The sequence below is a fragment of the uncultured Alsobacter sp. genome (assembly GCF_945952055.1).
Taxonomy (GTDB): domain Bacteria; phylum Pseudomonadota; class Alphaproteobacteria; order Rhizobiales; family Beijerinckiaceae; genus Alsobacter.
This window is the reverse complement of sequence record NZ_CAMFHB010000003.1, coordinates 1-18258: the sequence shown is the minus strand read 5'-3', so window position 1 is coordinate 18258 and position 18258 is coordinate 1. Positions and strand designations below refer to the sequence as shown.

Here is an 18258-nt window from a genome sequence, read left to right as displayed (position 1 = left end):
CGCCGAATCCCAGGACCTCGCCTTGCCCCCCTCGAACCTCCGCCCCGTCGACCCCGCCAGGATCCGTTTCACGGGGGGCTTCTGGGCCGACCGGATCGGTCTCGTCCGCGACGTCACCGTGCCGGCGCTGCTGCGTCGCCTGGACGAGGAGGGATGGCTCGAGACACTCGCCTTCGACCGGGCGCCCGCCCCGCTCGTTCGTCCCGTCCAGGCGAGCGGCCTGTCGATGCAGCACTTCTTCGACTCGGACATCGGCAAGTGGATCGAGGCGGCGAGCCTCGCCATGCTGGCCGGCGGCAGGGACGGTCGGCTCGAGGAGCGCATCGACGCCATCGCCGAGCGCTATGCCGCCGGACAGATGCCGGACGGCTACCTCAACAGCTGGTTCATTCGCCGCGAGCCCGGGCGACGCTGGACCAACCTGCGCGACTGGCACGAGATGTATTCGCTGGGTCACCTCGTGGAAGGCGCGGTGGCCTACACGCGGGCCACGGGCAAGCGCCGCCTGCTCGAGGTCGTCTCCAGGGCCGTCGACCACGCCATCGCGACATTCGGCCCCCTCCCCAGCCAGCGCCGGGGCTACGACGCCCATGCCGAGATGGAGCTCGCCATGGTCAGGCTCCACGACCTCACGGGCGACCCGCGGCACCTGGCCTTCGCGCGCTACCTCGTCGACGAACGGGGTCGCATGCCCTCCTATTTCGACGAGGAGGCCAGGGCGCGCGGCCAGGATCCCGCCGACTATCACTACAAGACCTATGCCTACAGCCAGGCCCACAAGCCCGTGCGCGAGCAGGCCGAGGTGGTCGGCCACGCGGTGCGGGCGACCTATCTCTATGCCGCGATGGCGGACCTCGCCCGCGCGGACGGCGACGCGGCGCTCGCCGCGGCATGCGGCCGGCTCTTCGACCGCCTGGTGTCGCGCCAGCTCTACGTCACCGGCGGCATCGGCCCGTCGGCGGACAACGAGGGCTTCACCCGCGAATACGACCTGCCCAACGCCACGGCCTATGCGGAGACCTGTGCCGCGATCGGGCTGGGGCTCTTCGCCCACCGCCTCGACAGCCTAGCCCTCCACGGGCGGCATGCCGACATCGTCGAGACGGTGCTGTTCAACGGCGCGCTTGCCGGCCTCTCGGCCGACGGCGAGCACTTCTTCTACGACAACGTGCTCGAAAGCGCCGGCCAGCATCGACGCTGGCGCTGGCACTACTGCCCCTGCTGCGCCACCAACATCGCCCGCTTCATGGCCGGCGCCGGACAGTTCGTCTGCTCGGCCGGATCCGACACGGTGGCCGTGCACCAGTACGCGTCGTGCGAGGCCGACCTCGACGTCGGCGGCAGGCCCGTGCGGCTCGTGCAGGCCACCGATTATCCCTGGGACGGCACGGTGCGCCTGCGGCTCGTCCCGGACACGCCGCGCCGCGTGGCGCTGCTGCTGCGCGTGCCCGGCTGGTCCCGGTCCGCGACGCTGACGGTCGACGGGCAGGCCGTGGACGCGGGCCCTCTCACCCAGGACGGCTATTGCCGGATCGACCGCCACTGGAGCGGCGGCGAGGAGGTGGTGCTCAGGCTCGCCATGCTGGTCGAGCGCCTGCACGCCCATCCGGCCGTGGCCGCCGATGCGGGCCGGCAGGCCCTGCGCCGCGGCCCGGTCGTCTACTGCGTGGAGGAGTGCGACGTCGGGATGGATCCCCGCCGCATCCGCCTCCCGGCGGACGCGGCGCTCGGCCCGCGGTTCGATCCCGATCTGCCGGGCGGCGGCGCGGTCGTCGTGGAGGGCACCGCGCTGGCAGCGGTCGATGAGGACTGGTCCGGCCTTTATCGCACCGAGCCCACCCGCCTCGCGACCTGCGCGCTGCGGGCGGTGCCCTATTACCTGTGGGCCAATCGCGCCGAGGGCGCGATGGCCGTGTGGCTGCCGCAGGCTTGAGTCACGCCGCGGCCAGCCGCGCCGGCGACGACTGCCGCAGGCCTGCCCCCTGCACGGCCGCGATCACCAGCACGAAGGCCGCCTGCGCCACGACGAGCGCCATGCCGAGGCCCGTGGGCGAGAGCCAGCCGATCCAAAGCGCCAGCAGGCTGTCGAGCCCCCAGACGAGGTTGCCGGCGACGACGAGCTTCACGAGCGCGGCGAGCGGGCGCTCGTGCCGGCCGAGCCAGAAGACGAAGGCCGCGTAGGCGACGAAGAAGACGCCGCAGGCGAGCAGCAGCATGCGGGGCAGGCCGGTCAGTCCGGCGAGCGGGCCGTAACCGAGGGCGAACAGCAGGCCCGTCGCACCGCTCCCCGCGGCGTCGACCAGAAGCGCGAGGCGCAGGAGGCGGCTGGGAACGAGGGTCGTGGTCATGGTCATCTCCCGTTGTCAGGACGATGCCGATGATGGCGATCCGGCGCGGCGGGTCGATTACCTCGCAGGTCATTGGATCGCGGCGCGGCGTGGGGCACTGTCGGGCCATGACCCAGACCCTCGCTCGCCCCTCCCGGACCGTCGGCCAGCACCTGCGCGACTGGCGCACCCGCCGGCGCCTGTCGCAACTCCACTTCGCACTCGACGCCGGCATCAGCCAGCGCCACCTCAGCTTCATCGAAAGCGGGCGCGCGACGCCGAGCCGCGACATGATCCTGCGCCTGGCCGACCGCCTCGGCGTGCCCTTGCGCGAACGCAACGCCATGGTCGTCGCCGCGGGTTTCGCCCCGGTCTATCCCGAGCGCCCCATCGGCGAGCCGGCCCTGAAGGCGGCGCGGCAGGCCATCACCAGCATCCTGAAGGGCCACGAGCCCTGCCCCGCGCTGGCGGTCGACCGCCATTGGCACCTCGTGGAGGCCAATGCCGGGGTCGGCCGCCTCCTGGCGCTGGTCAAGGATCCGGCACTCCTGGAGCCGCCCGTCAACGTGCTGCGCCTGGCGCTGCATCCGGACGGGCTGGCCGGCGCCATCATCAATCTCGCCGGCTGGCGGCACCACGTGCTGGAACGCCTGCGCGTCCAGGTGGAGGTCACCGGTGACCCGGAGCTGGAGGCGTTGCGCGCCGAGCTCGCGGCGCTTCCGGCGCCGCGCTCGCCCGATCCCGATGCCGTGCCGCACTTCGGCGACGTCGCGGCCACCCTGCGGCTGCGCACGCCGGCGGGAGAGCTCTCCTTCATCACCACCGTGACCGTGTTCGGAACGCCCGTGGACGTCACAGTGTCCGAGCTGGCGCTCGAGCTGTTCTTTCCGGCGGACGACGTCACGCTCGACCGGCTGCGGGCCCTCACGCCGTAGGACCTGTCAGGCGGCGATCAGCGTGGCGTCGCGGCTGACGGTGACGTGATGCGCGGCGGGCAACCGCGGCGCGGGCTGCGATGGCGACAGCGTGAAGCCGATCACCCGGCGCGCGAAATGGACGACGGGATCCTCGCTCCAGCCGGCCGCGGTATCACCGTGGGCGACGATGCGCGTGGCGCAGCCCGCGATGCGCGGGGCCTCCGCCAGAGCCCGGTGCCATTCGGGGCGCGTGGGGAACACCAGCTCGTGGTGCGGGCCGAGCGCCTTCGCCCAACGCTCCGCGGGCAGGCGCGGCAGCGGGGCGATCTCGCCGGCGAGCAGGATGGCCCTCTGGCCACGACGCGGCAGGATCGACACCGGAAGATCGGCCGGGGCGATGACGAAGTCGTAGCCGCGCGCATCGAGGCGCAGGCGCGGCAAGGCGAAGGTCCGGGCCAGCGACACGAACCCGCCGAGGCCGTCCACGCGGGGTGGCTCGGTCGCGAAGGCATCGACCGTCACGGCACCGCGCGTGACGGCGGTGAGCGCGAGCCCCGCGACGGTGCGGGCGGACACCGCCGCGCGGCCGAGGTCCAGCACGTGGACCTCCTGGTCGAGACGCCGCAGTCCGACCGCGAGAGAGCCCAGCACGGCGCCACGGTCGGGGCGGGAGGGATCGGGAAGGATCAGGATGCGCATGGCCGGACGTCCATCGTGGGAGGCGATGGACGGCACGCTATCGCCGCGACGTTGCATGGCGATGTCCGAAGTGTTTCAGCCTGTTTCCGGGCCGTGGCGAAGCGATGGCTCCGCCATGGCGGGACAGGGCCACACGCGGTCCCGCAGGCCGCTCTTCGACGGCCCTCTCCTCCCTTTTCGCCGCCGGGGCTACCCCTCCCGCGCCGCCCATTCCGGGGCCGCGCGGGGCATGGTGCCCCCCGTCAGGATCGCGTCAGGTTGCCTCGGCTAGGTTGCGCGCGTCGGGCGAGGTCGGGTGGGTTTGGACTGATGGGCGTGAGAATCCTGAGAGCCCGCGTGAAGCGGCTCGAGCAGATTGCAGACCTCGGGACGATCACCTTCGTCTGGGACGAGAGCGACGAGGTCAGCGAGGATGCGGTCCTCGATCTCCTGCGCGACGGCGCCACCGTCGAGGATTTCCGTGTGACCACCGGCAGCCGGAGCGGCCTGATGCAGGCGGGCCTGGGCGAGCGCATCCACTAACGCGGAAAAACGGCCTGGGTTGCAACGCCCAGGCGGCGCTGCCACTGTGCGGGCCGACCCGCTTTTTCGACCTCCGGACCTTTCATGACGACGCCGGGTGATCCCGACCAGGCGCTCCGGCGCTTCAGCATCGACTGTCCCCGCCTGTTCGACGGAGACCGCATGCGCGGTCCGACGCGGCTGCTCGTGGAGGACGGCTATATCGCCTCGATGAGCGGTCCCACGGGGGATTCGTCGACCCCGGTCGTCCGGCTGCCGGCGGACTGCCTCCTCGCGCCGGGCTTCATCGACGTCCAGGTGAACGGCGGCGGCGGCGTGCTGCTCAACGACGTGCCGACGGCCTTCGCCGTGCGCCGCATGGTCGAGGCTCACCGGCGCCACGGCACCACCGGCATGCTGCCGACGCTGATCACGGACGGCGCCGACAAGATGGCCGCCCTGCTCGCCGCGGCGACGGACGCGCGGGCCGTCGCCGGTGTCCTGGGCTTCCATCTGGAAGGCCCCCACATCAGCCTGGCCCGCAAGGGGATCCACCCGCCGTCCCACATCAGGCCCATGTCGGCGGAAGACCGCGCCCGCCTGGCGGCCTTCGGAGCCCATGGCCGGTCGCAGGTGACGCTCGCGCCCGAGTGCGTCGCGCCCGAGGACGTCGCGGCCCTGGTGGCGGCGGGCCTGCGCGTGTCCATCGGCCACAGCGATGCCGACGTGCACACCGTGGCGCGCGCCGTCGCGGCGGGCGCCACGGGCGTCACCCATCTCTACAACGCCATGTCGCAACTGGTGTCGCGGGCACCGGGCGTGGTCGGCGCGACGCTGGCCGACGATCGCCTCACCGCCGGCATCATCTGCGACGGGCTGCACGTGGATCCCGTGGCGCTGTCGGTCGCCTACAAGGCGAAGGGCAGGTCGGGCCTGATGCTGGTGTCCGATGCCATGTCGTCGATCGGCGCGACGTCCGACACGTTCCAGCTGAACGGCCGCACCATCCGCCTCGTCGACGGGCGGCTGACCGACGAGGCCGGCACGCTCGCCGGTGCCCATCTCGGCATGATCGAGGCCGTGCGCAACGCCGTCACCATGATGGGCGCACCGCTGCGCGACGCCCTGATCATGGCCTCGACGACCCCCGCGCGGTTCCTGGGCCTCGACGGGGAGCGCGGCCGGATCGCCCCGGGCTACCGGGCCGACCTCGTCGCCTTCACCTCGGCCTTCGAGGTGGTGGAGACCTGGATCGCCGGCGCCGGAACGCCACGCCGGACCTGACCGCGCCGCCGGAACAATCATCATCGCAGGACATTGGGCGGCACGCCGACGAGGCGGCGCCGGACGGGCGCTGCCGTTCCTCGAGACGCGGAGCCCCCCGATGAGAGCCTTGTGCTGGCACGGCACCCACGACATTCGCTGCGACACCGTTCCCGATCCGCGTATCGAGGATCCGGGCGACGTGATCATCAAGGTCACGAGTTGCGCCATCTGCGGCTCCGACCTCCACCTCTACGACGGCTACATGCCCGGCATGCAGTCGGGCGACATCATGGGCCACGAGACCATGGGCGAGGTGATCGAGACCGGCGCCGACGTCACCAACCTGCGGGTCGGCGAGCGCGTGGTGATCCCCTTCACCATCTTCTGCGGCCAGTGCGACCAGTGCCGGCGCGGCAACTACTCGGTCTGCGAGCGCACCAACCGCAACAAGGACCTGGCCGACAAGGCCTTCGGGCACAGCACCGCGGGGCTCTTCGGCTACACCCACCTGACCGGCGGCTATCCCGGCGGTCAGGCGGAGTACCTGCGCGTCCCCTTCGCCGACACCACCCACATCAAGGTGCCGGAGGGGCTCACCGACGAGCAGGTGCTGTTCCTGTCCGACATCCTGCCGACGGGCTGGCAGGCGGCTGCCCAATGCGACATCGAGCCCACCGACACGGTGGCGGTATGGGGCTGCGGTCCCGTGGGCCAGATGACCATCCGCAGCGCCATCCTGCTGGGCGCCAAGCAGGTGATCGCGATCGACAGGCTGCCCGAGCGCTTGTCCATGGCGAAAGCGGCGGGCGCCATCACCATCAACTTCGAGGACGAGAGCGTCGTCGAGCGGCTCAACGAGATCACCCACGGCAAGGGCCCGGAGAAGTGCATCGACGCCGTGGGGCTCGAGGCGCACGCCACGGCGACGTTGGATTCGCTCTACGACAAGGCCAAGCAGGCCGTCATGCTCGAGACGGACCGGCCCCACGTGCTGCGCGAGATGATGTATGTCTGCCGGCCCGCGGGCATCCTCTCGGTGCCCGGCGTCTATGGCGGCGTCCTCGACAAGGTGCCGTTCGGGATGGCGATGAACAAGGGCCTCACCATCCGCACCGGCCAGACCCATGTGAACCGCTGGACGGACGATCTCACGCGCAGGATCCAGTCGGGCGAGATCGACCCCTCCTTCGTCATCACGCACACGGTCGGGCTCGAAGAGGGGCCGGACATGTACAAGACCTTCCGCGACAAGCTGGACGGTTGCGTCAAGGTCGTGCTCAAGCCCTGAGGAGGATGAGATGCAACGCACTCCGCGGCGGGAGCACCCCTCCCGCGACATTCACCACGCCCGCGGCACCCTGAACCTGGCCCGCGCGCTCGGTTGGTTCTCCCTGGCGCTGGGAGCGGTCGAACTGGCCGCGCCGGGAACCGTCGCCCGCAGCCTCGGCGCGCGCCGCGGCGGGGTGGTGGCCACCTTCGGCGCCCGCGAGGTGGCCGCCGGGATCGGCATCCTGGCGGCGCGCGACCCGACGCCATGGGTGAAGGCCCGCATCGCCGGCGACGTGCTCGACATCGCGGCCCTGGCGTCGCAGCTGGGGCCCGGCAATGCGCGCCGCGCCGGCGCGATGGTCGCGCTCGGCGCGGTGCTCGGGGCGACGGCCCTGGACCTCTACTGCGCGGCCGAACTGGAGGCGGAGAACCGCCGGGGCCCGCCGCCCGACTACGGCGACCGGGCCGGCATCAGGCGGTCGGGGCCGCTGGCGGCCTGACGGGATCGGGCGGACCTCCGAAGCCCTCGCCGGCCGCCCGGGGTTCCAGGCGCACGAGCCTGGAGTCGAGCACGGCGGCCTGGCGGTGCTTGACCGCTTCGCGATAGGCCGGATCGCGGAGCATCTCCACGAAGGCGGCGACGGACGGATATTCGGCGATGAAGCATTCGTCCCAGCGTTCCTCGCCGGGACCGATGAGCATGAGCTCGAAACCGCCCCGCCAGACGATGCGGCCGCCGAGCCTCGAGAAGACGGGGAAGCTCTCGCGGCCATAGGCGGCATAGGCCTCGGCACCGCTGGCGACACGCCCGTCCGGATAGTCGGCCCGGTCGCGAAAGCGCACCAGGTTCAGCATGTGGATGGGACCGGGTCGGTCGTTCGCCCTGAACTGGGCGAAGGTCTCGCGCGTCGGGTCGACGTGGCCGGTCATGGGTGCCTCCTGCGGCCCGAGCATTCCCGGGGCACCGCGGGAAAGCAAGGTGGCAGCCAAGAGGCGCCAGGCAGGAGGCCCGGCGACCTCAGGCGGCGAGCGCCACCTCGTCCTGCGTCTCGACGAGGCTCTCGTGCACGCGCTCGGCCTCGGCGACGATGGCATTGACCAGCCGGCGGGCATTGCGCGTCGGGGTCGGAACGTCGAGCGCGTCCGACAGCCAGCGGGCCGCCTCTTCGTTGACGACGCCCGTGGGCCGCTCGGACCACACGACGAAGTCGACCATCACGGCCACGAACCACTCGGACCAGGAGCGATCGGCGCGCCCGGCGACGCGGTCCAGGGCGATCAGCGTCTCGGCCTGCTCGCGGCTGGCGATGCCGTCGGGAAGGATGTCGCGCTCGAGGCGACGCACGTCGGCGAAGCAGATGCGGCCGCGGGTCTCGATCTCGGCGGCGATGGTGCGAAGGGCCTCGGTCATGTCCTCGTCTCCGGTTGGGCTGTCGTTGAGCACTAGGATTCCCGATGCGGCTGAATCCGAACCTAAGGATCGAGGCAAACGAAAGATGACCGAAGGGTTTGGACATTCGAAAGGATTTGAACGATCGCAGAGGGGTTGATCGCAACCCGTCCAGTTCGAGACCGAGTTCCCGGAGATTGACACGAACGCCGGGCTCGGCCAGTCGTCGGCGGACGAGCACGGTCCCATCGCGCTCGCAGGCACCACACATCTTGAAGGACGCCATGAACACGCACCCCGTGAACCTGTTCAAGGCGAGGCTCGGCAAGCAGCAGCAGATCGGCTGCTTTGCGACGCTGGGCTCGCCGGACCTCACCGAGCTGCTCGCGGGCTGCGGCTTCGACTGGATCCTGATCGACACCGAGCATTCGCCCGTCGAGGTGCCGGACGTGACCGCGCACCTGCGCGCCATCACCACGCCCGGCGTGGCGGCCCTGGTGCGGCCGGCCTGGAACGACGCCGTGACGATCAAGCGCCTTCTCGACCAGGGCGCGCAGACACTCCTCATTCCCTATGTCGAGACCGCCGAGGAAGCGCGCGAGGCCGTGTCGCGGATCACCTTCCCGCCGGCCGGCGTGCGCGGCGTGTCGGGCTCCTCGCGGGCCGCGAAATACGGCCTGACCTCCGACTACTTCGCTGCCGCGCAGCGCGAGCTCTGCCTCATCCTGCAGATCGAGAGCACCGGGGCCCTGTCACGGATCGAGGAGATCGCCGGGGTCGAGGGCGTCGACGCGATCTTCATCGGCCCCTCGGACCTCGCCGCCTCCATGGGGCACCTCGGCAATCCGCAGCACCCCGACGTGCAGGCGGCGATCGACGACGGGTTCCGCCGCCTCAAGCGCATGGGCAAGCCCACCGGATACCTCACGGCCAACGAGGACGAGTTCCGCCGCCGGCTCGCCGAAGGCATAGACTTCGTCAGCTACGCCACCGACGCCGTCCTCATCCGCAACGCGGCCCGGGCCCTCGTCGGCCGCCTCAAGGGCTGAGCGCGGCCGGGTTCGCCGCCCTCACCAGAAGAGCGTGGCCCAGCTCGCGGCTCCGATCCCGATCGCGCCGGCCATCGCGGCCATGGCCGACAGGCGTCGGGTCGCGGGCACCGCCCCCAAGCCTGCGATACGCCAGGCGAACGTCGCCGACCATGCGGCCGCGGCGCCGAGGAGCGTGGCGCGCAGCGGACCCACGAAGGCGAGGTCGAAGCCTTCCGCGCGCAGCATCGTCACGGTCAGGGCCGAAAGGCCCAGGAAGACGCCTGCGCCGGCCATGGGGATGAGCGCCTGCGCCAGATGGTGGAATCGAGCCCAGGACCACGGGCCGAGGCAGCGCACCGCAAAGGCCAGCGCGCCCAGCGTGCCGGCGGCCACGAGGGCGGCCATGCCGAGGATAAAGCCGACCAGCACCGCGCCGTCCAGCACGGTCATGACGTCGTTCTGGTCCGGCACGTTGGTGAGCAGCCACCACGGCAGCGTCGCTTCGAGCGGCCACATCCAGTCGGCGGCGACCAGCCCTTCCGCCAGCGCCTGCTTCACCGTCACGTAGACGGGGCTCGAGGCCCAGTGGAATGCCCCCGCGGCGATCCCCATCAGCCCGACGACGATGAGCACCGTTTCCCACGGTCGCGTCTCCGACCCGGCGACGTGCACGATCTCGTGCATCGGCGAGCGTCGGGCCAGGACGATGGCACCCTTGTAGCCGCTGCAGCGCCCGCACATGTGGCAGGCTCCGGCGCCCTTCATCGTCTTGATGGCCACGAGCGGCGCGCAGTTCACGGAGGGCTGCGGCCCGGCCGCGCGAGGCCAGGCCGACCACGATGCGGGATCGACCCGGAAGTGGACCGGAGCCAGCTTCGACAGCAGCGTGAAGACGCCGTTCACCGGGCAGAGATAGCGGCACCAGACCCTCTTGCCGCGACCGAACACGAGACCCATGGCGATGGCTGCGACCGTCGAACCACCGAGCACCACGAGGGCTGGCAACGCATACTGATAGACACTCACCATCTGCCCGTAGATCGTCGTGCAGGCGAACGCGAGGAACGGCCAGCCCTTCCAGCGGATCCAGCGCGGCACCGCGAGGCCGCGGCCCAGGCCGCTCGTCCACTCGCTGAGAGCGCCCTCCGGGCACAGGATTCCGCACCAGAGCCGGCCGACCAGGACCATGCTGAGGAGCACGAAGGGCCACCAGACGCCCCAGAAGGCAAACTGCGCGAACAGGACGAGATTGGTCCACACATGCGCGCTGCGTCCGGGCAGCGGCATCGCCGCCGGAAGCACGAGGAGGATGCCGTAGGCCGCGATGACGCCGCCCTGCAGCCAGCGGATCGCCTGCTGGTGCCGCAGAAGCCAGTCGCCGGCGTCCGCCAGCGCCCGGTCGACGCCGCTCACGACGGCAGCGCCTGGTCCCGGTCGGCGGGTGCCCGCGCGGAGAACAACAACCATAGAACCACGACCCAGTAGGCGGCGTAGAGAAGGACTTCGCGCAGTTCCGGCCGCGCCCGGTATCCCGTCAGCGCCGAGAGCATGCCGCCCCAGGTCCCCCCGTCGGACAGGAAGGCCGAGCTGTCCCACGCCCGCGACGCCAGGCCATGGGTGTCGGGCAGCAGGCCGAGATCCGCCAGGTGGTTGGCGGCCGTCAGGACAAGGGACCCGGCGAGCATGAGCAGGACGATCTCGCTGACGCGGAAGAAGACGCGCCAGGACAGGATGCGCCCACCGGCCTGCAGCAAGGCATAGGTGCCGCCCGCCATCAGCAACCCGACGCCTGCGGCACCGATGCGCTCAGCGAGTGGAGCGGACGTGCCCGCCAGCAGCGTGCCGTAGAGAAAGATCGCCGTTTCGCTGCCTTCGCGGGCCACCGCGAACAGAGCCAGGGCGAAGAGGCCCCACCACTGCGAGCGCCCGGCGGCTGCACCGAGAGCGGACTCCATGTTGCGTTTCAGCGTTCGGCCCTTGCGCCGCATCCAGACGACCATCTGGACGATGAGGGCGGCGGCAGCGAGGAGCGCGGCCGCCTGGTAGCCCAGCTGGGCTTCCTCGGGCAGCGCCTCCCCGAACGCGGCAAGGCCGAAGCCGAGCACGACGGACAGCACGAGGCCGGCGGCGACGCCCGACCAGAGCCAGGCTCGCGCCGGCCCGGCGTCGCGCTGCTGCCGGATCCAGGCGCTCAGGATTCCGACGACGAGGAGCGCCTCGACGCTTTCGCGCCAGACGATGAACGCGATGTTGGCGAGCTCTGGCGTCATGGCGTTCGCCCCTCTATTCGGCCACGAGGACGGCGGGCGGCGCGTCCGGATAGAAATCGTCGAAGAAATCGTACTGCCCCGGATCGAGCGTGCGGATCACCAGGATGGCCGTCGTGCCGGGTGCCAGCACCTTCTCCTTGCGGAGCTGGTTGCTCTCGAACTCCGCCGGCGTCGTCCCGAGATTGACGAGCTCCAGGCGGATCCGCGTGCGCGCCGGGACCGCCAGGCGGGCCGGCTTCACCTGGCCGTCCCGGAATTCGATCCGGAAGGTGGGATCGTCCTCGGCGCGGGCCCCGGGACTGGCGACGGCCAGCGCCGTCGCCACGACGGCCGCGGAGAGCCGCCACCGACCCATCAATAGGCACCCTTCTTGCCGGTACCGGCGTAGACGAAGTCGTACTCCACCGTGAACGGCTTGAACCACGGGCCGACGCCCGTCTCCTTGTCGACGTGGCGACCGAAATGGGCATGCGCGGCCGGGCCTGTTCCGGGCGGCGAGACGGTGAGGCGCAGCTTGTACTTGCCCGGGCCCTTGAGCTTCACGTTGTCGCCGTAGTGGGGGCCATCATTGGCGACCATCGGCATGAAGTCGCCGGTGAGCTTGGCGGGATCGCCCTCCTTCACCAGCTCGTAGGAGACCCCCAGGAACGGCACCCAGTCCCCTTCGGCGAAACCGTTCTTGTTGTCCTTGGCCGCCTTGATGTCGGCCTCCAGGTGCACGTCGGAGTCCTTGGCGTCTCGCATCATGCCCGCCGGCTCCATCTCGATGGGCTGCAGGTAGACCGCTGCGATCTCCAGGCCTGCCTGGGCCTGCGGCTTGCCGATGGGATACTCCTTGGCCTGCGCCAGGCTCGCGGCGGCAATCATCATCAGCGCAGAAGCGGCAATCGGGGGAACACGCATGATCAATCTCCGGCAGTATTCGGTGGGCTCCGGAGCTTCTTAGATCTCACGAAAATCGATCGTCAACAAAGAAACGACACCTTGGATTCAGTCAAAACTGCAGATTGGAAGCGCTCAAAACTGCAGTTTGGAAGCGATCAAATCATGACGATTCAGTATAGAAACAGGCTATTGAAAGTCGGGACATTCGCGGACGATGGCATCGACTGTCCCAGAACGGCGAAGCCCCTCCGGACGGTCGGCCGAGGCCTTGGTCCGAAGGGGCTTCGAAATGGTGGGCGCGACAGGGATCGAACCTGTGACCCCTACGATGTCAACGTAGTGCTCTCCCGCTGAGCTACGCGCCCTCAGCCGGTCGCCCGGCGTCGAGTGGGGTGGCTATAACGGCTCTGCCCGGCGATGGCAAGCCGCTTCGCGGGGACGATCAGGCCGCTTCGAGAAGCTTCTGAACCTCGCTCACGAGGTCGCGCAGGTGGAAGGGCTTGGAGAGGACCTTGGCGTCCTTCGGGGCCTGAGAATCGGGGTTGAGCGCCACGGCGGCGAAGCCCGTGATGAACATGACCTTGATGTCGGGATCGAGCTCGGTGGCGCGGCGCGCCAGCTCGATGCCGTCCATCTCCGGCATGACGATGTCGGTCAGCAGGAGCTCGAAGGGTTCTTCGCGCAGCCGATGATAGGCCGACAGGCCGTTGTCGAACGACGCGACCTGGTAGCCGGCGTTTTCGAGCGCCTTCACGAGGAAGCGACGCATGTCGTTGTCGTCCTCGGCGAGGAGGATGCGCGGGGAAGGAAGGGTCTCAGGCACCATGGGGAACTCCGCTGTCGCCGGCAGTGAAGCCGCACCGGGGTAAAAATCCAGTGAAAACGTTAACTGGCGGCGGGCCTGCCGCGTTGCACGGTCAATGATTTCCCCTGGTGCGTGGACATACGGCCACAGGGCAGGCACAATCGCCTCGCGGAACGGAGAGGTCCAGCGCCCCGATGACAGCCCTCGCGGTCAACGACTTCGATCCCCCCTTCGAGATCGTCGAACCGTCCGACGTCGCCACCCCGCTCGTGTTCAACTCGCCCCATTCGGGCCGCACCTACCCGAAGGCCTTCGTCGAGGCCTCGCGCCTCGACGCCATGACGCTGCGCCGGTCCGAGGACAGCTTCGTCGACGAACTGGTCGCGCCGGTGGTGGCGCTCGGCGCTCCCTTGATGAAGGCCCACTTCCCGCGCGCCTTCCTGGACGTGAACCGCGAGCCCTACGAGCTAGACCCCCGCATGTTCGAGGGCCGCCTGCCCTCCTTCGCCAACACGCGCTCCATGCGCGTGGCCGGCGGGCTGGGGACGATCGCCCGGGTCGTGGGCGATTCGCAGGAGATCTATGCGCGCCGTCTGCCGGTCGAGGACGCGCTGCTGCGCATCGAGCTGCTCTACAAGCCCTACCACCGCGCCCTGCAGCGGCTGATCCAGAGGGCGCATCGCCGCTTCGGCATGGCCGTGCTGGTGGACTGCCACTCGATGCCGTCCTGCCACGGCCGTGACGACCAGCCCAAGGCCGATTTCGTCATCGGCGACCGCTACGGCACCAGCGCCAGCGCGCTGTTCGCCGACGTGGTCGATCACGTGCTGCGCAGCCGCGGCTACGTGGTGACGCGCAACAAGCCCTATGCCGGCGGGTTCATCACCGAGCACTACGGCAATCCGGCCGCCAACTGCCACGCGCTGCAGATCGAGATCAACCGCAGCCTGTACATGGACGAGCGCAAGCTGGAGCGCAGCCGGGGCTTCGAGTCCGTCGCAGCCGATCTGATGATCACCGCGCAGGCGCTGCGCGACGAGGCCGACGCGCTTCTCCTGGGAGGCCGCCTCGCGGCCGAATGACGAGCCGAGCAAAGGGGTCGCCAGAAATAAAGAGGCCGCCGAGCAGAGCTGGCGGCCCAAGTCTAGGGAGGAAACGCCCAAGGAGGGCAAGCGCGGGACGCAGAGCATCACCGCGCTGCATCAATATGTCATCGCACTGCACAAAAGGCAAGTCTTGCTGACGTATCGGGCCTTAACCGGGTTCCTTAAGCCTAAGCACTGCATTTTCAGGCACTTAGATCGATTTAAAAGCCATGCAGAAAGTGCATGCCTGAACTGATTGGTAACGATAGGTTCAAGTCGCTCCCAAGGGGATGCCGCGGTGCCCGCGCCGTCGTGCCAAGGTCAGGCCGCGGCCGGGTTTATTACGGCAGCGAAATGCGCTAGGCAGCGGCCGCGCAGCAAGGGATCGGACTCACAGATGTCGGCCGTCGATTTCGCAGCATTCGTCGATGAGCTCGCCACCCTGTCGGGCAAAGCGATCCTTCCCTTTTTCCGGACGGCCATCGCGGCCGCCGACAAGTCCCGCGGCGCCGCCTTCGATCCGGTGACGGAAGCCGACCGGGCGGGCGAGGCGGTGATGCGCCAGCTCATCAAGCGCACCTTCCCGTCCCACGGGATCGTCGGCGAGGAGTACGGAGACGACAAGCGGGACGCCGAGTTCGTGTGGGTGCTCGATCCCATCGACGGGACCCGCGCCTTCATCTCCGGCCTGCCGGTGTGGGGCACGCTCATCGGCCTGCTGCGCAATGGCAGCCCCTGCTTCGGCATGATGCACCAGCCCTTCACCGGCGAGCGCTTCTGGGGCGACGGCGGCCGGGCGCACTGGCGCGGGCCGGGCGGCACCCGCGATCTCGCGGTGCGCCCCTGCACGACGCTGGCGGAAGCCACCCTCTCCTGCACCTCCCCCTCGATGTTCGATGCGGGGCAGCGGGCCGCCTTCGAGCGCGTCGAGACGCAGGTGCGCCTGTCGCGCTACGGCTACGACTGCTACGCCTACTGCATGCTCGCGGCGGGTCACATCGACCTCGTCATCGAGGCCAGCCTCCAGCCCTACGACATCGTGGCACTGGTGCCGATCATCGAGGGCGCCGGCGGCATCGTCACCACCTGGGATGGCGGCTCGCCGGCCAAGGGCGGAGCCATCGTCGCGGCCGGCGACCGGCGGATCCACGCCGAGGCGATCGCCAAGCTCAACGGCTGATCACACCCGTTCGGCTTCCTCGTCCAGGGGAACCTCGGCTTCCGGCACCCAGGGCTCGCTGCCCGGGATGAACGCATCGAAGGCGGCCCAGACCTGCGAGCGGACGGCATCGCGCTCCATCAGGAGCTCGTGCTCGGCATTGGCGATCACGATGGCCCGGCCGGCCTTGAGCCGCGCCGCGAAACGCTCCGCCGGCGGCGAGGCCGTGACGCGATCGAGGGCGGGCAGCAGCAGCAGCAGCGGCGTGCGCATGCGAAGCGCGTAATTGGGATCGCGGAACGGATCCATGGCCCGGAAGGCGGCATGGACCCAGCCGATCGTCGGGTCGCCGAGCCCGATCTCGGGCGCCGCGGCGACGAGCGCGGCCGTGCGCGCATAGCGATAGGCATCGCGCGTCAGCGGATTGCCCTCGAAGAGCTTGGTCGCCACCGCGGTCTCGCCGCCGGCGGGGATGAACGACCCTCCGAAGCCCAGCACGTCGAGCGTCGCGGCCAGGAGCCGCGCGCCCAGCGGGCGTCGCAGACCGGCGAGCGCGATCATGGGGGCGGTCAGCACCGCGCGATCGAACAGCGAGGGATCGCGCATCAGCGCATGGACGAGCACGGTCCCGCCCATGGAATGCGCGAGGGCGAAGTGGGGCCGCGGTGCATACGCCCGCACCACCTGGTTCACCACCGCGAGCAGGTCGGCCTCGTAGTCGGAGAAGTCGTCGACGTGCCCCTTGCGGGCGTTCAACAACGGCCGGTCCGAGCCGCCCTGCCCGCGCCAGTCGAAGGCCACGACGGCGAAGCCCCGGCGGCGCAGCTCGGCGATCACCTCGAAGTACTTCTCGATGAACTCGCTGCGGCCCTGCAGCAGGCACACGGTGCCGCGGACACGCCGGGCGGTGGGCCGCCACCGCGCGACGCGCAGCTTCAGCCCACCCCGGCTCTCCACCATGGTCACGGAGGGCTGGGAGGGCACCGGGTAGTCCGGGAGGGAGGCCAGTTGCAACGCGGCGATTCCGATGAGCCTGATCGCAGTTCTAGCGCGATGCTGCGACGGGCGCACCCGTCGTCCGATCGCGCTGCCGGCCAGGCGCGATCACTTCTGGATGCGCAGCGGCAGCATCGAGCCGTCGATCGGCCGCAGGCCCGTGAGTTCGCCGGTCGACGCGTCGACCACGGCGCGGATCCTGCGGCCTTCGGGAGCGGAGGCTTCCGCCACCCACTGGGTGCCGCGGCGCTGGATGCGGTCGATCTCCCGGAAGCCGTGGCGCGACAGCAGCATCTCCACCGTGCGCGTGTCCCCGATGCCGCGGTCCTCCGCATGCCCGAACACCGTCAGGCCCATCCATGCCGCCAGCACGAGCGGCAGCATGACGAGGAGCGCGCGCAGATGGTTGCGGGAAACCCGATCCTCCGGGGCCGGGCCGTGGCCGGTCGTCTGGGTGCAGGGCGAGGTCATGGCGGTCGTTCCGTTGGGGCCGCGATCCGGCCCGTCGGGGCGTGTTCTAGGGCCCCCTCCCTGAACGGCTCCGGTCAGACGCATTCATCGCCCGTTCATCCCGCGAACCCGCCAAAACACCCCCTCTTGAAGACCGAAACGGCCCTCCCCACATCGGGATCAGCGCAGGCCAGATGGCTGCGCCGAACCGAGACGATCCGGCCTCTGAAGGCGGATCGCCCCGCATGTCGCTTCACAAGGAGGATATGCCATGCGTCACTACGACCTCTCGCCGCTCTATCGTTCGACCGTCGGCTTCGACCGTCTGTTCTCGATGCTCGACCAGGCCACCAGCCCGGACGGCGGCAATGCCTACCCGCCCTACAACATCGAGCGCACGGGCGAGAATGCCTACCGCATCTCGATCGCCGTGGCCGGCTTCACCGATCGTGACATCTCCATCGAGGTGAAGGAGAACGCCCTCTCCGTGAAGGGCGAAAAGCAGGCCGCGAACGACCAGCGCACCAGCGAATTCCTCTACCAGGGGATTGCCGCCCGCAGCTTCGAGCGCCGCTTCCAGCTCGCCGACTACGTCCATGTGACGGGCGCGAGCCTCGAGAACGGCCTGCTCCACGTGGACCTCGTCCGCGAGATCCCGGAGACCAAGAAGCCGCGCCTGGTGCCCATCACCAGCAACGGCAAGACCGTGATCGAGACGACGGCCGCCGAAGAGGCTCCGCGCGCGCACTGACGCGCCGGCCCCCGAGGCCCAAACGACGAGGGCGCCCGCGAGGGCGCCCTTTTTCGTGTGCGAGGCCGCGGGCGGGCCAGCGGGCGACGCGGCGCCCCGCCGGCGCCGGCCCGGCGTCAGTCGAGGGTTGCCGGCGGTACCATCGGGCCGGTGGGCTTGCTCGGCTTCTGCGCGTCGTCCAGCGGCACGACCGGGACGGTGACCGTCGGCTTGCCGGTCTTGGGATCGATCAGGGGCTCGGGGATCTTGGCCGTCGAGGGCACCGCCGGACGAACCTCCGCGCGGGCCGGCTCGCGGACCGTCGGCGTCGTGGTCGGCGGGGCAACGACCACGGGCGCCGCGGAGGCGGGCGGGGCCACGCCGCGGACCGTCTCGGGCTTCACCGGTGCCGGCTTCGGCAGTTCGGGCGCCGGCGTCGGCTCCGCCCGGGCGCTGGCCGGCTTGCGCGGCTCCGGCC

At 70.2% G+C, this 18258-nt stretch carries 21 protein-coding genes, 1 tRNA gene and 1 pseudogene; 10 read left to right on the top strand and 13 right to left on the bottom strand.

Annotated features, from left to right (window positions below; all coding sequences use genetic code 11):
• Positions 1-22: 22 nt before the first annotated feature.
• The gene (locus Q0Q47_RS02930; protein ID WP_293854155.1) at positions 23-1933 is read left to right on the top strand and encodes a beta-L-arabinofuranosidase domain-containing protein; all 1911 of its coding nucleotides are present in this window, start codon (positions 23-25) and stop codon (positions 1931-1933) included.
• 1 nt (position 1934) lies between these two features.
• On the opposite strand, the gene Q0Q47_RS02925 is transcribed toward Q0Q47_RS02930, so the two are convergent.
• Positions 1935-2348 carry a hypothetical protein gene (locus Q0Q47_RS02925; protein WP_293854152.1) on the bottom strand — a complete coding sequence of 138 codons (414 nt, stop codon included), beginning with the start codon at positions 2346-2348 and terminating at the stop codon, positions 1935-1937.
• Between the two features lie 107 nt (positions 2349-2455).
• Here Q0Q47_RS02925 and Q0Q47_RS02920 point away from each other — a divergent pair, with 107 nt between their 5' ends.
• Positions 2456-3262, top strand: coding sequence for a helix-turn-helix transcriptional regulator (locus Q0Q47_RS02920; RefSeq protein ID WP_293854149.1), 807 nt, complete (start codon positions 2456-2458; stop codon positions 3260-3262).
• Positions 3263-3268: 6 nt separating this feature from the next.
• Here Q0Q47_RS02920 and Q0Q47_RS02915 read toward each other — a convergent pair whose 3' ends face one another.
• Positions 3269-3943: a hypothetical protein gene (locus tag Q0Q47_RS02915; protein WP_293854145.1), complete on the bottom strand. Its 675-nt coding sequence runs from the start codon at positions 3941-3943 to the stop codon at positions 3269-3271.
• A 315-nt stretch (positions 3944-4258) separates the two neighbouring features.
• Between Q0Q47_RS02915 and Q0Q47_RS02910 the strand changes: the two genes are divergently transcribed.
• The 4 genes from Q0Q47_RS02910 to Q0Q47_RS02895 all read left to right on the top strand — a co-directional run bounded on the left by Q0Q47_RS02910 (position 4259) and on the right by Q0Q47_RS02895 (position 7479).
• Entirely contained in the window at positions 4259-4465 is a 207-nt protein-coding gene (locus Q0Q47_RS02910) for a hypothetical protein (RefSeq protein WP_293854142.1), read from the top strand.
• A gap of 84 nt (positions 4466-4549) precedes the next feature.
• Positions 4550-5728 carry an N-acetylglucosamine-6-phosphate deacetylase gene (nagA, locus tag Q0Q47_RS02905; RefSeq protein ID WP_293854139.1) on the top strand — a complete coding sequence of 393 codons (1179 nt, stop codon included), beginning with the start codon at positions 4550-4552 and terminating at the stop codon, positions 5726-5728.
• A gap of 100 nt (positions 5729-5828) precedes the next feature.
• Positions 5829-6998 (top strand): zinc-dependent alcohol dehydrogenase, encoded by a 1170-nt coding sequence (locus Q0Q47_RS02900; RefSeq protein WP_293854136.1) that lies wholly within the window; start codon positions 5829-5831, stop codon positions 6996-6998.
• A gap of 10 nt (positions 6999-7008) precedes the next feature.
• Positions 7009-7479, top strand: coding sequence for a cyclase dehydrase (locus tag Q0Q47_RS02895; RefSeq protein WP_293854134.1), 471 nt, complete (start codon positions 7009-7011; stop codon positions 7477-7479).
• Here the strand turns inward: Q0Q47_RS02895 and Q0Q47_RS02890 are convergent.
• Together Q0Q47_RS02890 and Q0Q47_RS02885 are read right to left on the bottom strand one after the other, a co-directional pair.
• Positions 7451-7909: a DUF1330 domain-containing protein gene (locus Q0Q47_RS02890; protein ID WP_293854131.1), complete on the bottom strand. Its 459-nt coding sequence runs from the start codon at positions 7907-7909 to the stop codon at positions 7451-7453. The genes Q0Q47_RS02895 and Q0Q47_RS02890 overlap by 29 nt on opposite strands.
• 88 nt (positions 7910-7997) lie before the next feature.
• On the bottom strand, positions 7998-8390 hold the full coding sequence (locus tag Q0Q47_RS02885) for a hypothetical protein (RefSeq protein ID WP_293854129.1): 393 nt from the start codon (positions 8388-8390) through the stop codon (positions 7998-8000).
• A gap of 263 nt (positions 8391-8653) precedes the next feature.
• Between Q0Q47_RS02885 and Q0Q47_RS02880 the strand changes: the two genes are divergently transcribed.
• Positions 8654-9418, top strand: coding sequence for an HpcH/HpaI aldolase/citrate lyase family protein (locus tag Q0Q47_RS02880; protein ID WP_293854126.1), 765 nt, complete (start codon positions 8654-8656; stop codon positions 9416-9418).
• 21 nt (positions 9419-9439) lie between these two features.
• Here the strand turns inward: Q0Q47_RS02880 and Q0Q47_RS02875 are convergent, their stop codons facing one another.
• From Q0Q47_RS02875 to cpdR, 6 genes are all read right to left on the bottom strand, one after another.
• Positions 9440-10867 (bottom strand): 4Fe-4S binding protein, encoded by a 1428-nt coding sequence (locus Q0Q47_RS02875; RefSeq protein ID WP_293854124.1) that lies wholly within the window; start codon positions 10865-10867, stop codon positions 9440-9442.
• On the bottom strand, positions 10810-11670 hold the full coding sequence (locus tag Q0Q47_RS02870; RefSeq protein WP_293854121.1) for an FTR1 family protein: 861 nt from the start codon (positions 11668-11670) through the stop codon (positions 10810-10812). Before Q0Q47_RS02870 ends, Q0Q47_RS02875 begins: the two co-directional genes overlap by 58 nt.
• 13 nt (positions 11671-11683) lie before the next feature.
• Positions 11684-12025 (bottom strand): cupredoxin domain-containing protein, encoded by a 342-nt coding sequence (locus tag Q0Q47_RS02865; protein ID WP_293854118.1) that lies wholly within the window; start codon positions 12023-12025, stop codon positions 11684-11686.
• Positions 12025-12573, bottom strand: coding sequence for an iron transporter (locus tag Q0Q47_RS02860; RefSeq protein ID WP_293854114.1), 549 nt, complete (start codon positions 12571-12573; stop codon positions 12025-12027). The genes Q0Q47_RS02865 and Q0Q47_RS02860 overlap by 1 nt, the downstream gene beginning before the upstream one ends.
• A gap of 272 nt (positions 12574-12845) precedes the next feature.
• Positions 12846-12920 (bottom strand) — tRNA-Val (locus tag Q0Q47_RS02855).
• Between the two features lie 77 nt (positions 12921-12997).
• Positions 12998-13381, bottom strand: a complete 384-nt coding sequence (gene cpdR / locus Q0Q47_RS02850; RefSeq protein WP_293854111.1) for a cell cycle two-component system response regulator CpdR — start codon at positions 13379-13381, stop codon at positions 12998-13000.
• 173 nt (positions 13382-13554) lie between these two features.
• On the opposite strand from cpdR, the gene Q0Q47_RS02845 reads away from it, so the two are divergent.
• Both Q0Q47_RS02845 and hisN read left to right on the top strand, forming a co-directional pair.
• A complete protein-coding gene (locus Q0Q47_RS02845) occupies positions 13555-14442 on the top strand; it encodes an N-formylglutamate amidohydrolase (RefSeq protein WP_293854108.1) in 888 nt (295 codons plus the stop codon).
• Positions 14443-14842: 400 nt separating this feature from the next.
• Positions 14843-15625 (top strand): histidinol-phosphatase, encoded by a 783-nt coding sequence (hisN, locus tag Q0Q47_RS02840; protein ID WP_293854104.1) that lies wholly within the window; start codon positions 14843-14845, stop codon positions 15623-15625.
• Here hisN and Q0Q47_RS02835 read toward each other — a convergent pair whose 3' ends face one another.
• Positions 15626-16618: an alpha/beta fold hydrolase gene (locus Q0Q47_RS02835; RefSeq protein WP_293854101.1), complete on the bottom strand. Its 993-nt coding sequence runs from the start codon at positions 16616-16618 to the stop codon at positions 15626-15628.
• Positions 16619-16708: 90 nt separating this feature from the next.
• Positions 16709-17071: a hypothetical protein gene (locus Q0Q47_RS02830; protein WP_293854098.1), complete on the bottom strand. Its 363-nt coding sequence runs from the start codon at positions 17069-17071 to the stop codon at positions 16709-16711.
• 250 nt (positions 17072-17321) lie between these two features.
• Between Q0Q47_RS02830 and Q0Q47_RS02825 the strand changes: the two genes are divergently transcribed.
• Positions 17322-17801 carry an Hsp20 family protein gene (locus Q0Q47_RS02825; protein ID WP_293854095.1) on the top strand — a complete coding sequence of 160 codons (480 nt, stop codon included), beginning with the start codon at positions 17322-17324 and terminating at the stop codon, positions 17799-17801.
• A gap of 116 nt (positions 17802-17917) precedes the next feature.
• Here the strand turns inward: Q0Q47_RS02825 and Q0Q47_RS02820 are convergent.
• A pseudogene (locus Q0Q47_RS02820) lies at positions 17918-18258 on the bottom strand (hypothetical protein); the annotation flags it as partial.

Bases quoted from the DNA above. Each gene is read 5' to 3' on its own strand.
- Q0Q47_RS02925 (WP_293854152.1), bottom strand. From the start codon at position 2,348: ATGACCACGACCCTCGTTCCCAGCCGCCTCCTGCGCCTCGCGCTTCTG.
- Q0Q47_RS02920 (WP_293854149.1), top strand. From the start codon at position 2,456: ATGACCCAGACCCTCGCTCGCCCCTCCCGGACCGTCGGCCAGCACCTG.
- Q0Q47_RS02915 (WP_293854145.1), bottom strand. From the start codon at position 3,943: ATGCGCATCCTGATCCTTCCCGATCCCTCCCGCCCCGACCGTGGCGCC.
- nagA (WP_293854139.1), top strand. From the start codon at position 4,550: ATGACGACGCCGGGTGATCCCGACCAGGCGCTCCGGCGCTTCAGCATC.
- Q0Q47_RS02900 (WP_293854136.1), top strand. From the start codon at position 5,829: ATGAGAGCCTTGTGCTGGCACGGCACCCACGACATTCGCTGCGACACC.
- Q0Q47_RS02895 (WP_293854134.1), top strand. From the start codon at position 7,009: ATGCAACGCACTCCGCGGCGGGAGCACCCCTCCCGCGACATTCACCAC.
- Q0Q47_RS02890 (WP_293854131.1), bottom strand. From the start codon at position 7,909: ATGACCGGCCACGTCGACCCGACGCGCGAGACCTTCGCCCAGTTCAGG.
- Q0Q47_RS02885 (WP_293854129.1), bottom strand. From the start codon at position 8,390: ATGACCGAGGCCCTTCGCACCATCGCCGCCGAGATCGAGACCCGCGGC.
- Q0Q47_RS02880 (WP_293854126.1), top strand. From the start codon at position 8,654: ATGAACACGCACCCCGTGAACCTGTTCAAGGCGAGGCTCGGCAAGCAG.
- Q0Q47_RS02875 (WP_293854124.1), bottom strand. From the start codon at position 10,867: ATGGTTGTTGTTCTCCGCGCGGGCACCCGCCGACCGGGACCAGGCGCT.
- Q0Q47_RS02870 (WP_293854121.1), bottom strand. From the start codon at position 11,670: ATGACGCCAGAGCTCGCCAACATCGCGTTCATCGTCTGGCGCGAAAGC.
- Q0Q47_RS02865 (WP_293854118.1), bottom strand. From the start codon at position 12,025: ATGGGTCGGTGGCGGCTCTCCGCGGCCGTCGTGGCGACGGCGCTGGCC.
- Q0Q47_RS02860 (WP_293854114.1), bottom strand. From the start codon at position 12,573: ATGCGTGTTCCCCCGATTGCCGCTTCTGCGCTGATGATGATTGCCGCC.
- cpdR (WP_293854111.1), bottom strand. From the start codon at position 13,381: ATGGTGCCTGAGACCCTTCCTTCCCCGCGCATCCTCCTCGCCGAGGAC.
- Q0Q47_RS02845 (WP_293854108.1), top strand. From the start codon at position 13,555: ATGACAGCCCTCGCGGTCAACGACTTCGATCCCCCCTTCGAGATCGTC.
- hisN (WP_293854104.1), top strand. From the start codon at position 14,843: ATGTCGGCCGTCGATTTCGCAGCATTCGTCGATGAGCTCGCCACCCTG.
- Q0Q47_RS02830 (WP_293854098.1), bottom strand. From the start codon at position 17,071: ATGACCTCGCCCTGCACCCAGACGACCGGCCACGGCCCGGCCCCGGAG.
- Q0Q47_RS02825 (WP_293854095.1), top strand. From the start codon at position 17,322: ATGCGTCACTACGACCTCTCGCCGCTCTATCGTTCGACCGTCGGCTTC.